17 protein-coding genes are annotated in these 14,033 nt (G+C 62.3%); 10 read left to right on the top strand and 7 right to left on the bottom strand.

Going from position 1 to position 14,033, the window contains the following annotated elements; genetic code table 11:
- The first annotated feature begins 6 nt into the window (after positions 1 to 6).
- The 6 genes from pbpC to NKJ00_RS28485 all read left to right on the top strand — a co-directional run bounded on the left by pbpC (position 7) and on the right by NKJ00_RS28485 (position 7,109).
- Complete coding sequence (gene pbpC / locus NKJ00_RS28510; RefSeq protein WP_352632107.1) at positions 7 to 2,097, top strand: penicillin-binding protein 1C; 2,091 nt, start codon at positions 7 to 9, stop codon at positions 2,095 to 2,097.
- A 307-nt stretch (positions 2,098 to 2,404) separates the two neighbouring features.
- The gene (locus tag NKJ00_RS28505) at positions 2,405 to 3,061 is read left to right on the top strand and encodes a M15 family metallopeptidase (RefSeq protein ID WP_502895930.1); all 657 of its coding nucleotides are present in this window, start codon (positions 2,405 to 2,407) and stop codon (positions 3,059 to 3,061) included.
- A 218-nt stretch (positions 3,062 to 3,279) separates the two neighbouring features.
- Positions 3,280 to 4,305, top strand: a complete 1,026-nt coding sequence (locus NKJ00_RS28500; RefSeq protein ID WP_127271865.1) for a sulfate ABC transporter substrate-binding protein — start codon at positions 3,280 to 3,282, stop codon at positions 4,303 to 4,305.
- Positions 4,306 to 4,326: 21 nt separating this feature from the next.
- Positions 4,327 to 5,178, top strand: a complete 852-nt coding sequence (cysT, locus tag NKJ00_RS28495) for a sulfate ABC transporter permease subunit CysT (protein ID WP_013530875.1) — start codon at positions 4,327 to 4,329, stop codon at positions 5,176 to 5,178.
- Positions 5,171 to 6,055 carry a sulfate ABC transporter permease subunit CysW gene (gene cysW, locus NKJ00_RS28490; protein ID WP_127270916.1) on the top strand — a complete coding sequence of 295 codons (885 nt, stop codon included), beginning with the start codon at positions 5,171 to 5,173 and terminating at the stop codon, positions 6,053 to 6,055. The genes cysT and cysW overlap by 8 nt, the downstream gene beginning before the upstream one ends.
- A gap of 13 nt (positions 6,056 to 6,068) precedes the next feature.
- The gene (locus tag NKJ00_RS28485) at positions 6,069 to 7,109 is read left to right on the top strand and encodes a sulfate/molybdate ABC transporter ATP-binding protein (protein WP_023813221.1); all 1,041 of its coding nucleotides are present in this window, start codon (positions 6,069 to 6,071) and stop codon (positions 7,107 to 7,109) included.
- A gap of 15 nt (positions 7,110 to 7,124) precedes the next feature.
- Here the strand turns inward: NKJ00_RS28485 and NKJ00_RS28480 are convergent, their stop codons facing one another.
- From NKJ00_RS28480 to NKJ00_RS28465, 4 genes are all read right to left on the bottom strand, one after another.
- Complete coding sequence (locus NKJ00_RS28480; RefSeq protein WP_023813222.1) at positions 7,125 to 7,523, bottom strand: type II toxin-antitoxin system VapC family toxin; 399 nt, start codon at positions 7,521 to 7,523, stop codon at positions 7,125 to 7,127.
- Positions 7,524 to 7,796 carry an AbrB/MazE/SpoVT family DNA-binding domain-containing protein gene (locus NKJ00_RS28475; protein ID WP_023813223.1) on the bottom strand — a complete coding sequence of 91 codons (273 nt, stop codon included), beginning with the start codon at positions 7,794 to 7,796 and terminating at the stop codon, positions 7,524 to 7,526. It lies immediately after the preceding gene.
- A 155-nt stretch (positions 7,797 to 7,951) separates the two neighbouring features.
- A complete protein-coding gene (locus tag NKJ00_RS28470) occupies positions 7,952 to 8,437 on the bottom strand; it encodes a GNAT family N-acetyltransferase (protein ID WP_128303536.1) in 486 nt (161 codons plus the stop codon).
- The gene (locus tag NKJ00_RS28465; protein ID WP_023813225.1) at positions 8,437 to 8,718 is read right to left on the bottom strand and encodes a type II toxin-antitoxin system TacA family antitoxin; all 282 of its coding nucleotides are present in this window, start codon (positions 8,716 to 8,718) and stop codon (positions 8,437 to 8,439) included. Before NKJ00_RS28465 ends, NKJ00_RS28470 begins: the two co-directional genes overlap by 1 nt.
- 253 nt (positions 8,719 to 8,971) lie before the next feature.
- On the opposite strand from NKJ00_RS28465, the gene NKJ00_RS28460 reads away from it, so the two are divergent.
- Both NKJ00_RS28460 and NKJ00_RS28455 read left to right on the top strand, forming a co-directional pair.
- On the top strand, positions 8,972 to 9,958 hold the full coding sequence (locus tag NKJ00_RS28460; RefSeq protein ID WP_352551694.1) for a sulfate ABC transporter substrate-binding protein: 987 nt from the start codon (positions 8,972 to 8,974) through the stop codon (positions 9,956 to 9,958).
- Between the two features lie 256 nt (positions 9,959 to 10,214).
- Entirely contained in the window at positions 10,215 to 10,664 is a 450-nt protein-coding gene (locus tag NKJ00_RS28455; protein WP_023813227.1) for an RrF2 family transcriptional regulator, read from the top strand.
- Between the two features lie 120 nt (positions 10,665 to 10,784).
- Here NKJ00_RS28455 and NKJ00_RS28450 read toward each other — a convergent pair whose 3' ends face one another.
- Together NKJ00_RS28450 and NKJ00_RS28445 are read right to left on the bottom strand one after the other, a co-directional pair.
- Positions 10,785 to 11,654 (bottom strand): NmrA family NAD(P)-binding protein, encoded by an 870-nt coding sequence (locus tag NKJ00_RS28450; RefSeq protein ID WP_023813228.1) that lies wholly within the window; start codon positions 11,652 to 11,654, stop codon positions 10,785 to 10,787.
- Between the two features lie 43 nt (positions 11,655 to 11,697).
- Positions 11,698 to 12,120, bottom strand: a complete 423-nt coding sequence (locus NKJ00_RS28445) for a DoxX family protein (protein WP_127295470.1) — start codon at positions 12,118 to 12,120, stop codon at positions 11,698 to 11,700.
- A gap of 119 nt (positions 12,121 to 12,239) precedes the next feature.
- Between NKJ00_RS28445 and NKJ00_RS28440 the strand changes: the two genes are divergently transcribed.
- A complete protein-coding gene (locus NKJ00_RS28440; protein WP_352441166.1) occupies positions 12,240 to 13,145 on the top strand; it encodes a LysR family transcriptional regulator in 906 nt (301 codons plus the stop codon).
- 113 nt (positions 13,146 to 13,258) lie between these two features.
- The gene (locus NKJ00_RS28435) at positions 13,259 to 13,420 is read left to right on the top strand and encodes a hypothetical protein (RefSeq protein ID WP_352611327.1); all 162 of its coding nucleotides are present in this window, start codon (positions 13,259 to 13,261) and stop codon (positions 13,418 to 13,420) included.
- 63 nt (positions 13,421 to 13,483) lie between these two features.
- Here the strand turns inward: NKJ00_RS28435 and NKJ00_RS28430 are convergent, their stop codons facing one another.
- Entirely contained in the window at positions 13,484 to 14,032 is a 549-nt protein-coding gene (locus NKJ00_RS28430; protein ID WP_352611328.1) for a gluconokinase, read from the bottom strand.
- Position 14,033 lies beyond the last annotated feature (1 nt).

Raw genomic sequence — 14,033 nt, 5'->3', positions numbered from 1 at the left:
GGCGCTATGCTCTCCAAAAAATTCCTGCGCCGGGCAGCCATAACCGCAGCTTCCTGCGCCGGCATCCTCGCGCTCTCCGTCGCGTCCCTCTGGGAACTCGACCGCGCCTTCCCGCCCCCGCTGCCAGCCGAACTCACGGTCTCGACCGAAGTGCAGGATCGCGATGGCCAACTGTTGCGCGCCTTCGCCACGCCGGATGGCTACTGGCGTCTAGAAACCCGGCTCGACCAGGTCGACAAGCAATTCGTCAACATGCTGGTCACCTACGAAGACAAGCGTTTCTGGGACCATGAGGGTGTCGACGTGCTGGCGCTGGCGCGCGCCGCCGGCCAGTTCGCCACCAGCGGCCACATCGTCTCCGGCGGCTCGACCCTGTCAATGCAGCTCGCCCGGCTGATCGAGCCGCGCGAGAGCCGCAGCCTCGGCTCCAAGATCAAGCAGATGCTGCGCGCCATCCAGATCGAACGGCGGCTGTCCAAACGCGAGATCCTCGAACGCTACCTGACGCTGGCGCCGTATGGCGGCAATCTGGAAGGCGTGCGCGCCGCCTCGCTCGCCTATTTCGGCAAGGAACCGAAGCGGCTCACCGTTTCCGAATCCGCCCTGCTCGTCGCTCTGCCGCAACTGCCGGAAAAGCGCCGGCCCGACCGCAATTTGAAGATCGCCCACGCCGCCCGCGACCGGGTGTTGACCCGCATGGTCTCTTCCGGCCTGCTCGGCGAACGCGAGGCCGCACGTGCCGCACTCGACGATGTGGCGGGCCTGCGCCGCACGCTCCCAGCGCTTGCCGCGCACGCCGCCTATGCGATGCTGCCCAAGGCCGTCCCCGGCCAACCCTTGCAACTGACGATCCGCAAGAGCGTCCAGGAAGGGCTGGAGCAGGTGGCGAGGGACGCCGCCACCAAGCTTGGGCCTCGCCTGTCGGTCGCCATGGTGCTGGCCGACTCCCGCACCGGCGACATTCTTGGCGAAGTCGGCTCGGCCAATTTCTTCGATGCCAGCCGCTCCGGCTGGATCGACATGACAAAGATCGTCCGCTCGCCCGGCTCGACGCTGAAACCGTTCATCTACGGTCTGGCTTTCGAACAAGGCCTGGTGGCGCAGGAAACGCTGATCGACGACAGCCCCGTCGATTTCTCCGGCTACCGGCCGAAGAATTTCGACATGGGCTATCAGGGCGATGTCAGCATCCGGCAAGCGCTGCAACTGTCGCTCAACGTGCCGGCGATCCGCGTGCTCGACGCGGTCGGGCCAACGCGGCTGATGGCGCGCTTTCGCCAGGCCGGGGTAAACCCCATACTGCCGGTCAACGAGGCGCCAGGCCTGGCCATCGGCCTTGGCGGCGTTGGCGTGACGCTGCGCGATCTCGTCCAACTCTACACGGGGCTCGCCAACGGCGGCAAGACGCACACGCTGCATGACGGCACCGAACCGCCCAGTGCCGAGCGCACCAGCGCCACTATCCTCGATGGTCAGGCCAACTGGCAGATCATCGACATATTGTCGGGCGTCAAGCCGCCCGAGGGTGCCTTGCAGCGCGGCATCGCCTACAAGACCGGCACCTCCTACGGCTACCGCGACGCGTGGTCGGTCGGCTTCGACGGCCGCTACGTGCTGGGTGTCTGGGTCGGCCGCCCCGACGCCGGCGCGGTGCCGGGCCTGTCCGGCTACGTCTCGGCCGCTCCCATCCTGTTCGAGGGTTTTGTCCGCTCGGGCCTGGCCACCATCCCCTTGCCGGGTAAGCCGCCCGGCCTGTTCAACCCCAGGCGCGAGGACCTGCCGGTGACGCTCGCCCGCTTCGGCGCCGGGTCGGACGGCCTGGTGCAGGCGACAGTGACCGAACCCGCACCGACCATCATCTTCCCGCCCGACGGCGCCCGCGTCGATCTCGGCACCAGCTCTGCCGACGCCTCGCCGCTTGTGCTGAAGCTGCAAGGCGGCCGCGCGCCGTTCCGCTGGCTGGCCAACGGCAAGCCGCTCACTGGCATCGACCGTCGCCGCACCGCGACCTGGCAGCCCGACGGCGCCGGCTATTCGACACTGACCGTCATCGACGCCGCGGGGCGTGCGGCGAGTGTGAAGGTGTTTGTCGAATAGATCGCGCCAAGCGATTCATGGAATTGGCTTTCCACAGGCTCAGCGGATAGCAGGATACTCACCCCATGCCTGTTCCGAGGCACCCCCCTCTGGCCTGCCGGCCATCTCCCCCGCAAGGAGGGAGATCGGATGTCCTTTCCGCTTTCGCCAACTGTCAAAGACAATACGCAACGGCAAAGCTGCCAATCTCCCCCCTTGCGGGGGAGATGCCCGGCAGGGCAGAGGGGGTGCCTCGCGCCATCTTCTATCGTCAGCAGCCTCAGCACTGGCAGCAACAATCCTTATCGCGGCAACCACACTCCCCGCTTTGGCCGATGCCCTGCCCGCCGGCTTTGTCCGGCTCGCCGATGTCGATCCCTCGATCCGCCAGGACATACGCTACGCCGGATCGGATAATTTTCTGCATCGCAAGGTGGACGGCTATGACGCCCCGGCCTGCATCCTCACTGGGCAGGCGGCAAAGGCACTGTCCGCCGTCCAGAAAGCGATCGCCGCCAAAGGCTTGACCCTGGTGTTGTTCGATTGCTACCGCCCTGCCCGCGCCGTCGCCGACATGAATGAATGGACGCGCGAGGGCGGGCCGCCCGATCCGCAATGGTATCCGAAGGTCAGGCGCAGCGACCTGATCGCCAACGGCTATGTCGGAGAGCTGTCGACCCATTCACGAGGCTCGACCGTCGACGTCGCCATCGCCCGGACGGACCGCAGGTCCAGCCCCAACCCGGCCTGTGGCGCGGTTGATGCCGACACGCTCGATTTCGGCACCGGCTTCGACTGCTTTGATCCGATGAGCGAAACCGCCCACCGCGGCCTTGCCAGTGAAGCGGCGGCAAACCGCAAGATGCTTGTCGACGCCATGCGCGCTGGCGGCTTCAAGAACTATGCAAGGGAATGGTGGCACTTCACGCTGAAAAGCGAACCGTTCGCCAGACAGCGTTTCGACTTTCCCATCACCGCCGATTGATGCACCGGACCAAATTCCACACCTTGCCTCGGCACCGCCCCTTGCTAGATAGCTGAGTGGCCGGGCCATGGATTCTTCCTTTGGCCGCAAGAGGAAAATATTTCTCCTAACGGCTAAATGGCGTCGAACATTTTCTCAAGAGGGGCAAAAAAGGCAACATTGAATGCATCTAATTTCTACCAATTCGGTAGATTTGGCGCGGGTTCAACGGAGGCAAAATGACCAAACCTCATTTCAGGAAACTGCTCGGCGCACTGGTCGCCACATCTGTCCAGTTCGGCACGCTCGGTTTCGCGTTTGCCGATACCACCATTCTCAACGTGTCCTACGATCCGACACGCGAGCTCTACAAGGCCTATGACGAAGCTTTCGTCGCGCATTGGAAGGCCGAGACCGGAGAGACGGTCACCGTCCAGCAGTCGCATGGCGGATCGGGCGCCCAGGCCCGCGCCGTGATCGATGGCCTCGACGCCGATGTGGTGACGCTGGCACTTGAAGGCGACATTAATGCCATCGTCTCGAAGGCGAAGAAGATCAATCCGGACTGGCGCACCAAATTCGAAAACAATTCAGCGCCTTACACCTCGACCATCATCTTCCTCGTTCGCAAGGGCAATCCCAAAGGCATTCACGACTGGAGCGACCTCGTCAAGGACGGTGTCCAGGTGATTACGCCTAATCCGAAAACTTCCGGCGGCGCGCGCTGGAACTATCTCGCCGCCTGGGCCTACGCTAACGCCAATGACGGCGGCGACGAGGCCAAGACCAAGGAGTTTGTCGGCAAGCTCTACGCCAATGCCCCGGTGCTCGACACCGGCGCGCGCGGCTCGACCGTGACCTTCGCGCAAAAGGGTCTTGGCGATGTGCTTATCGCCTGGGAAAACGAGGCCTATCTGGCGCTCGACGAGTTCGGTGCCGACAATTTCGACATCGTCTACCCGCCGACCTCGATCCTGGCAGAACCGCCGGTGGCGGTGGTCGACGCCAATGTCGATGCCAAGGGCACGCGCAAGGTCGCCGAAGCCTATCTGAGCTGGCTCTATTCCAAAGAAGCACAGACGATCATCGCCAAGAACCATTATCGTCCTGCCAAGCCCGATCTGGTGCCGGCCGAAGACCTCGCCAAGCTGCCGCCGATCAAGCTCGTAACCATCGACGATCCACAGTTTGGTGGCTGGAAAAAAGCACAGCCTTATCATTTCGGCGATGGTGGTATATTCGACCAGATCTACAAGCCCCAGTAAGCAGTCGATATTCAGGACGACATGACCACAGCACCCGCCCAGGCGGGGTGGCGATTCAGGCAGCCGAGCGTAATTCCGGGTTTCGGATTGACGCTCGGCTTCTCGCTTGCCTACCTCACCCTCATTATCCTCATCCCGCTATCCGGGCTGCTCTGGCGCTCGGCCGCCCTTGGCTGGCCTGAATTCTGGGCGATCGCCACCGATCGCCGCACCATCAATGCGCTGAGAATCAGCTTCGGCACCGCCTTCGTCGCAGCTGCGGTCAACGTCGTCTTCGGCACGCTGGTCGCATGGGTGCTGGTGCGCTACCGCTTCCCCGGCCGCCGCATCGTCGATGCCATGGTCGACCTGCCCTTCGCCCTGCCGACGGCTGTGGCCGGCATCGCGCTGACCACGCTCTACGCGCCGAACGGCTGGATCGGCAAATTGCTGATGCCGCTCGGCATCAAGGTAGCCTATACGCCGCTCGGTATCGTCATCGCGCTGATCTTCATTGGCCTGCCCTTCGTCGTGCGCACCGTGCAGCCGATCATGGAGGAGATCGACAAGGAAGTGGAGGAAGCCGCCGCCACGCTTGGCGCCAATCGCTTCCAGATCATCACCCGCATCCTGTTTCCGGGCCTGGCGCCGGCCATCGTCACCGGCTTCGCGCTCGCCTTCGCGCGTGGCGTCGGCGAATATGGCTCGGTCATCTTCATCGCCGGCAACTTGCCCTACAAATCAGAAATCGCACCGCTGCTGATCGTTATTCGGTTGGAGGAATACAATTATCCGGCGGCAACCGCGATCGCGGCGATCATGCTCGCTTTGTCGTTCATCATGCTTTTGGTCGTCAACCTCGCACAGTCATGGAGCCGCAAGCGCTATGGCTGACCCGGAGATCAAATCCTACGAACCGCATCATGAAAGCCAGTCGGCGGCGGTCACGGAAAGCCGCCCTGCGCGCCTGGCTCTGATGGCCGTCGCCTTCGCCTTCCTCGGCATTTTCCTGCTCTTGCCGCTGATCATCGTCTTCAACGAAGCCTTCGCCAAGGGCATCGGTGCCTACACCGAAGCGCTCGGCAGTGCCGACACCCGCTCGGCGATCCGGCTGACGCTGCTGGTGGCGGCGATCTCGGTGCCGCTCAACATCGTCTTCGGCATCTCCGCCGCCTGGGCGATCGCCAAGTTCGAGTTCAAGGGCAAGGCCTTCCTGACCACGCTGATCGACCTCCCCTTCTCGGTCTCGCCGGTCATATCGGGCCTCGTTTATGTGCTTCTGTTCGGCGCCCAAGGGCTGCTCGGCACCTGGCTGAAAGCGCATGGCATCGTCATCCTGTTTGCCGTGCCGGGCATCGTGCTGGCCACAATCTTCGTCACCTTCCCCTTCGTCGCCCGCGAGTTGATCCCGCTGATGCAGGAACAAGGCAATGGCGACGAGGAGGCAGCGCTTTCGCTCGGCGCCAATGGCTGGCAGACCTTCTGGTACGTGACCTTGCCCAACGTCAAATGGGGGCTGCTCTACGGCGTGCTCCTGTGCAATGCGCGTGCCATGGGCGAGTTCGGCGCGGTATCGGTGGTGTCGGGTCACATACGCGGCCTGACCAACACCATGCCGCTGCATGTCGAAATCCTCTACAACGAGTACAACGCCGTCGGTGCCTTCGCCGTCGCTTCATTGCTTGCGGGCCTGGCGCTCGTCACGCTGGTCTTGAAAACACTTCTCGAGATGCGCTACGGCGCCGAGATCGCCGCAACACGCGGGCACTGACAAAGGGACCACTATGGAAGTTCGCGTTGCCAACGTGCGCAAGGAGTTTGACCGGTTTCCGGCGCTTCACGACGTCTCGCTCGACATCAAGTCGGGCGAACTGATCGCGTTGCTGGGACCGTCCGGTTCCGGCAAGACGACGCTGCTCAGGCTGATTGCCGGGCTGGAGCGGCCGACACGGGGAAAGATATTCTTCGGCGACGAGGACGCCTCGCACAAGTCGATCCAGGAGCGCAATGTCGGCTTTGTCTTCCAGCACTATGCGCTGTTCCGGCATATGACGGTGGCGGACAATATCGGCTTCGGCCTGAAGGTCCGGCACGGACCGTCGCGCCCGCCGGCGCAGGAGATCCGCCGTCGCGCCTCCGAGCTTCTGGACCTCGTCCAGCTTTCAGGGCTCGAAAAGCGCTATCCGGCGCAGCTCTCCGGCGGCCAGAGGCAGCGCGTGGCGCTGGCGCGCGCCATGGCGATCGAGCCCAAGGTGCTGCTGCTCGACGAGCCGTTCGGCGCGCTTGACGCGCAGGTGCGCCGGGAATTGCGCCGCTGGCTGCGCGAAATCCATGACGCCACCGGCCATACCACCGTCTTCGTCACCCACGACCAGGAAGAGGCGCTGGAGCTTGCCGACCGCGTCGTGGTGATGAGCCAGGGCCGCATCGAGCAGGTCGGCACCGCCGACGATATCTACGACACGCCGAACTCGCCCTTCGTCTATGGCTTCATCGGTGAATCAAGCTCGCTTCCCGTCAAGGTCGAGAATGGCGAGATCTGGCTCGCCGACCGTCCGATCGGGATTGCCGCGCCCAACGAGCCCTCGGGCGATGCGACGCTCTATTTCCGCCCGCATGATGTCGAACTGCTGGACGGCTGCAGCGGCTGTATCGCCGGCACGGTCGCCGCCAGCCGCCGCGTCGCCGGCACGCGCCGGGTCGAGCTTGAGATCGGCGGAGAGCGCCAGCGGGTCGAAATCGAACTGCCCGTCGACCACCCCGCGGCGCAGAAAAGCCGGGTGGCGTTTCGCCCCGGACGCTGGAAACTTTTTCCGGCGGCTTGATCCTCTGGTCGAGGGCTACGCCAGCCAGTTCTCGACCTTCAGGCCTTTGATCCGGTTGAACTCGCCCGTGTTGGCGGTCACCAGCGTGGCGCCCAATGCACAGGCATGAGCGGCAATAAAAAGATCGTTGTGGCCAATGGTCTGGCCTGCCGCTTCAAGCTCGGCGCGAAGTCCGCCATACTCGGCATCCACCGGCACATCGAGCGGCAAGACAGGAATCTCGGCCAGCAAGTCTTCAACCTTCTTGAGCAGCTTGGCCGATCCCTTCCTGGCGCAGCCATATCGCAATTCCGAGGCGACCACGATGCTGGTGCAAACCGCGTCATCTCCCTCGCGCGACATTGCCCTCGCGGCCTTGCCAGCCGGGTTTCGGATCATGTCGCTGATGATGTTCGTATCCAGCATGAACCGCATCTAGAAAATGTCCTCGGATTTGACTGGCGTGTCGTCGATCTCGGGGAAGTCGTCTTCAGGATCGAGCGGCGGCTCTTTCGCCCACTGGGCGAGCAACGCGGTGAGGCCAGGTTTGCGAACCGGCTCGATGACAAGACGATCGCCTTCCCGGCTGATCAGGACTTTTTCGCCGGGAAGCTCGAACTCGACAGGAATGCGCACCGCCTGGCTGCGGTTGTTGCGAAACAGCTTCGCCTCCTTGGGCGGCGTTGTTGAATGACGGTTCTGGGGCATGTTGCAGCTCTTTTGTATATGCCATTTGTATATGCCAAACAGCGCCACGGTGCAAGGCCCGGGAAAACTCGGCACAGGAGACATCGCCTGCCATCGCACCCCGGAACGTTTCGGTCTGATGGCGGTCGGCTTAATTCATGCTTCGAGCGACACGACTATCCTTTCGTCACGCCTTTCAGCGACAGCACCAAGGTCATTGGGTTTTTCGGCGAAGCCGCAAAACCGTAGTGTTCGTAAAAGGCTTTCGCCTCATCCGATATGGCATGAACAAATATCCCGCGAATCCCGAGGATCGTCGCGGCGCGACCTGCCCGTAAAACGGCGTCTTGCAGCAGCGCGGCACCCAGCCCCTTGCCTTGCCAGCCCGCGTCGACGGCAAGACGCCCGAGCACGACCATCGGAATGGGATCAGGCATGTTGCGACGAATGGCGCCGGGTGCCTGCGCGAGATCAAGCCCGCCCGAAGAGAGGCAGGAATAACCGACAACGCGCGCGTCTTCCGCCACCACATAGGTACGCGACGCGCCGCTGACCTGGTTGGCTCGCGCCCTCAGGCGAAGCCATTGGTCGAGACTTTCCGTCCCGCTTCGAAAAAGGTCGAGATCGTGATTTTCGGCCAGAGGCGCGGGCGCCGATAGTATCATCCCTGCCACGGCCTGGGCACGTTCATAAGGCGTGCAAAACCTTCACCGCTTGGCGTCTCATCGAGGATGTCGAGATAGTGCCGATAGCTCTCGGGATCCACCTTGATCAGTGCCTGGTCGAGCAGCGTGTCCTCGGCCGCACGATATGCAGCATCGATCATAAAGTCGGAGCGGGTCTTCCCGCGTATTTTCGCAGCACGGTCGATCAATATGCGCACATCCTCTCGGATGCGCAGATTGACAGGCTTGGCGTGGGTCTCGGGTGTGGTCTTTGTCATGGCAGCGCTCCTTGTCGCTCCCGTAGCACACCTGCATACACAATGTGTATCTTTTTTCGGAACAGTCAAACGAATTGGAACGATCGGCGTCCACCGAGGCGAAGTCGCACTTGAAAGAAAAAACTACGAACCTTCTATTCCGGGGATAGGTTTTCTAGAAGCGATGCATTGATCCCCGGACCCATGCCTCGTCGCACACCACGCACCCCGGCTATGGTCCGACCATAAACACATTGCATCGGAGCCTGTTTTCATGAAGCGATTTTTCCTCGGGCTTGCCACCGTCGCCGGCCTGTTCCTCGCATCCTCCCCGGCCTGGTCGGCTGACAAACTGCTCAACGCATCCTATGATGTCGGCCGCGAACTGTTCGTGCAGGTCAACAAGGCTTTCATCGCTCAGCATCCGGGCGTCACCGTCGACCAGTCGCATGCCGGCACTTCGGCGCAGGCGCGCGCCATCGCCGAGGGCCTTGGCGCCGATGTCGTTACCTTCAACCAGGTCACCGACATCGACTTCCTGGTCAAGAAGGACCTCGTGTCGGCAGACTGGCAGAAGAACTTTCCCGACAACGCCTCGCCCTTCTATTCGCTGCCGTCCTTCCTGGTACGCGCCGGCAACCCCAAGCATATCAAGGACTGGAACGATCTCGTGCGCGACGACGTGCAGGTGATCTTCCCCAATCCGAAAACCTCCGGCAATGCGCGCTACACCTATCTGGCGGCCACCGCCTACGCCAAGGAGGCCTTCAAGGGCGACGACGCCAAGGTGAAGGAGTTCATCACCAAGCTGTTCAACAACGTGCCGATTTTCGACACCGGCGGCCGCGCCGCGACCACCACCTTCGTGCAGCGCGAGATCGGTGATGTGCTGATCACCTTCGAGTCGGAGACGCGCGGCATTCGCAAGGAGTATGGCGACGGCAAGTTCGAGCAGGTCACGCCTTCGGTCAGCCTGCTGGCCGAATTCCCCGTCGCGATCGTCGACAAGGTTGCCGACGAGCACGGCACGCGCGATCTGGCCAAGACCTATCTCGACTTCCTCTACACGCCGGAGGGCCAGGACATCGCCGCCCGCAACGGCCTCAGAGCCCGCGACGCCGCTGTGGCGGCAAAATACAAGGTCGATTTCCCCGATATCCGGCTGCTGACGGTGGAAGACGTCTTCGGCGGCTGGGACAAAGTACAGAAAGAGCATTTCGCCGCTGGCGGCCTGCTCGACCAGACCTACGGCAGCCGCTGAAGGCCGCGATATCTGCGGAGTAGACGGAAAAGCCGGCGCCCTGCCGGCTTTTTTCGTTTTTGAACGCCGAAAACCTGGTTATCAGCAGAATATCCGCCTTCTCAGTGCAAAACGTTACAAAGAATCAACGCGTTTATGCCTAACGTGCAATTTGGTGGCTGTTTGCGAAACATCATCGCAGGGCGAAGACGTCATTATTTGCACACAAACAGTCGGCAGATGCGAGTGGTTGGGGCTTTTATGGGTTGATCTGGGCATGCTGACAAAAAAAGGCAAATACGGCCTCAAGGCCCTCGTGCATCTGTCTGGCCTGCCGGCCGGCCAATTGGCCTTCGTCAATGACATCGCTGTGGCCAATAATATCCCGAAGAAATTCCTCGATGCCATCCTGGGCGAGTTGCGCAATGCCGGCTTCGTCCAGAGCCGCAAAGGCAAGGAAGGCGGCTACCGCCTTGCCCGGTTGGCCTCCGAAATCAAGATCGGCCATGTCGTGCGCGTGCTTGACGGGCCGCTGGCGCCGATCCCTTGCGCCAGCCGCACGCAGTATCAGCGCTGCGAGGATTGCGACGAGGCGACCTGCCAGGTCCGCCACATGATGCTGGAGGTGCGGCAGGCTATCGCCGAGGTGCTGGACAATCGCAGCCTCGCCGCCATGCGCGATGCGGACAATGACGATTTTCCGGTCGAGCTGACGTCGCAGATCTAAACCACCGACTGCAAGCTGACCGCGCTCAGACAGACATGAGATTCTTCCATTGAAGAGGGAGTTCTCCAAATCCCGGGTTGCGAAGACCTGAAATCACAGGAGAACCCCATACAGTTTGGCCTACCCGTTCAAATTGGACGCAGCCTCGAATACATCGCGTGCGGACGTCGTACCCGCCACGTGCTCCGTACCCGCCACACCGAGGTCCATCCATCCCGCATTCACGGCCTCGTACATTTCTTCGGCAGGTCCGCTGTGGCCCTTCGGGATGCCGAATTGCTCGAGCGCTTCCGCCCACCCCGCACGCGGGATTGCAAAGGCTTTCACGTCGAGATTCAGGACTTCGCCCAATTGCTCGGCGACGTCGTCCGCGCTGACCATCGAACCAAGCTCGACGATGCGCTGCCCTGACCACATTGGCCCGGTCAAAAGCGTTGCGAATTCCGCGCCGATGTCGTTCGTCGCGACCATTGTCGATTTCCGGTTTGTCGGATTGTAGAAAGCCGGCAGCGTTCCGCCCTGCGCGACCTGCAACCCGAAAAGAAAATTCTCGAAGAATCCGCCTGCGCGCACAAAAGCAACTGGCGATGTCAGGTCGCGAAAACCTTGCTCCAGAAGGGACAAGGCCGCGATTACCCCGTGCCCGCTGGTTCTGTTCGCCCCCATAGACGAAAGCGCAACCACTCGCGGCGGCGCTGTCTTGGTGAGCGCCTCGACATAGCTTGCAATCACGCCCTTTGCTTCCTTGTAATCGGGCGAAGGCGCCCAGACAGGGGGCAGCATGACGAACGCGCCTTCGACGCCTTCGAGCGCTCGCTCGATGGCTGCCGAATCGTTCCAATCGCCGTCAACGAGCTCCACGCCCCGGTTCGCCCAGCTCAATGCCTTCTCGCGGTCGCGGACCAGCGCGCGCACCTTCTTGCCTTGCGCTAGCAAATGCCTTGCCGTCGCGCCGCCCACGTTTCCCGTGATTCCCATTACTAAGAACATGTGTTTTCTCCTGATGTTTAGGGACAGAGCTGCCCCTGTTGGTTCAATGGATGAGCGGCAGAATGGCCCGGATACGCGGATCGCGCAGATAGAGGCCGCCCCAGGTCATCGCGCCCAGAAGCAGGGAAATGATTTCCGGCGGCGACCCCAACTCACCGATGCGGAGATGGGCGCAGATGGCACCTCCCAGAAAGCCAGTCACCAGGATCGCGCCGAGGACGGCGGTGACCGGGATGGCATAGAGGATGGCGCAGGCGAGTATGATCGGACCCACGACACGGGTCAGGTCCATCGCGAACCCGGTTTCCTGCAACATGCTCGCGATCCGTGCCGGCGCGAAAAGCTGAACAGTGCCGTCTGCCATCAAAGCGATAACGACAAACGCGCTCATTATCCGGCCGGCCCACAGGGCGCGATGCAAGGTCATAGTTTCAGGTGTCTGATGCAGGTTTACGGTTTCCGACACTTGTCATTCTCCATTGGGAAGATCCCATGTTCCAAGCTTACTGTGCCCCCAAGACGTGATAAACACCGAGGAAATGAACCGACTGTTCTCTTTTCGGGAAACAATACCGGGGCACGAAAATGCAAAATCTCGAACCCATCCTCATTTTCATAACGGTAGCGGAAATGGGGAGCTTCACCCGCGCAGCCGACAGCCTGGGCATCCAAAAGGGGAGAGCCTCAACGGCGGTCCGGAAGCTGGAAGAAGATCTCGGTGTCAGGCTCCTGCACCGGACGACGCGCAGCGTGCGGTTGACGGAAGACGGACGCGCATTTCATGCCCGTGCCCGCGATCTGCTTGCTGAAGTCGATGATCTGCACTCGATGTTCGCCGGCGATCGCGTGGCACTTCGCGGGCGTTTGCGGGTCGACCTTCCAACCGAAGTGGCGCGCACAACGATCGTGCCGGCCTTGCCGGATTTCATGGCGGCGCACCCCGAGTTGGAGCTGGAGGTGTCGAGTACGGATCGGCAAGTCGATCTGGTTCAAGAGGGGTTCGATTGTGTATTGCGGCTTGGACCCATTCGGGACGAGACGCTGATTGCCCGCCCACTGGGCCTGTTGCGCATGGCCAACGCTGCCAGCCCCGCCTATCTGGCGCGCCATGGCGTCCCTCGGTCGCTGGAAGATCTCCAGCGTCAGGAACATAGGACAATTCACTTTTCGACGGTGCTGGGCGCGAGACCCTATGGATGGGAATATCCGGACGGCGACAGCTACGCGACGCTTCAGTTGCCAGGTGGGCTACACGTCAACAGCGCGCAGACCTACGAAGCCGCCGCCCTCGCCGGCCTTGGTGTGATTCAGGCGCCACTCTTGGGCATTGGCCGATACTTGGAGAGTGGAGCGCTTGTCGAGATCATACCCGATTTTCGTCGCCGGGCGCTCGCCGTGTCCCTCGTCGTTGCGCATCGGAGCAATCTGTCGCGCCGAGTCCGCGCATTCATGAAATGGATCGAAGATGTGCTGACGCCATATATGGAATAGCGACACGAATATCTTCGTCCGACCCTCGAAATCAACATTTCTGAAGTTGTGTCTGCCGATCGGCGGTCCGGCGTCGCGGGCGCCGGCTCAAGCACGGACATGAGTACCGGGCCGTGCTCAGCCCCGCGCTGGCGCCGGAGGCGTCTGTCACCCCGGCAACGGACACCGCCAGGGATGGCGCCAAGAACATGGCCGTGCAGGCGCACTACATCCTGCTCAAGCATGACCGCCTGCTGGAGGCGCTGAGGCTCTACCCCGAGCAGATGCTGACGTGATCCCGCCGGCAGCGGCTGACCGAGGCCCAGGACAGCACCGGCATCGGCACTGACGATGAAAGTTCATGACCGGCGTATCAGTCGGACCGCGGCAGCGACGAGCTCACCGACCGGGCGCGTCGCATCGAGCGACAAGGCCCGCTCCTCCACTGCCGGCGGCTCGAGGATGGCGAACTGGCTGTCGACCAGGCTTGCCGGCATGAAATGGCCCTTGCGGTTGCCGACACGCTGCCTGGCCGTGGCAGGGTCGATCTCCAGATAGAGGAAGACGATTTCCGGGCAGAAGCCGCTCAACCGTTCGCGGTAGCTGCGCTTCAGTGCCGAGCAGGCGGCAACCACGCCCTGTCGGCCGCCCACCGACTCCGCGATGCGCTCGCCGATCGCGTTGAGCCAGCCTTCGCGCAGTTGATCGGTAAGGGGTTCGCCGCTTGCCATGCGTGCGACGTTTTCCGGCGGGTGCAGCCTGTCGCCCTCGATGAAGGTAACGCGCAGCGCGGCCGCCAGCGCAATACCGACGGCCGACTTGCCGCAGCCGGCGACGCCCATCACCACGATGGCCGGAGACACCGAGCCGGGAGCGCCCGCTGGCGCCTGTGCTGCCTTTTCATCCACT

This window comes from Mesorhizobium sp. M0227, from assembly GCF_040321855.1.
In the GTDB taxonomy this organism is placed as follows: Bacteria; Pseudomonadota; Alphaproteobacteria; order Rhizobiales; family Rhizobiaceae; genus Mesorhizobium.
This window is presented reverse-complemented; position numbering and strand designations above follow the sequence as displayed.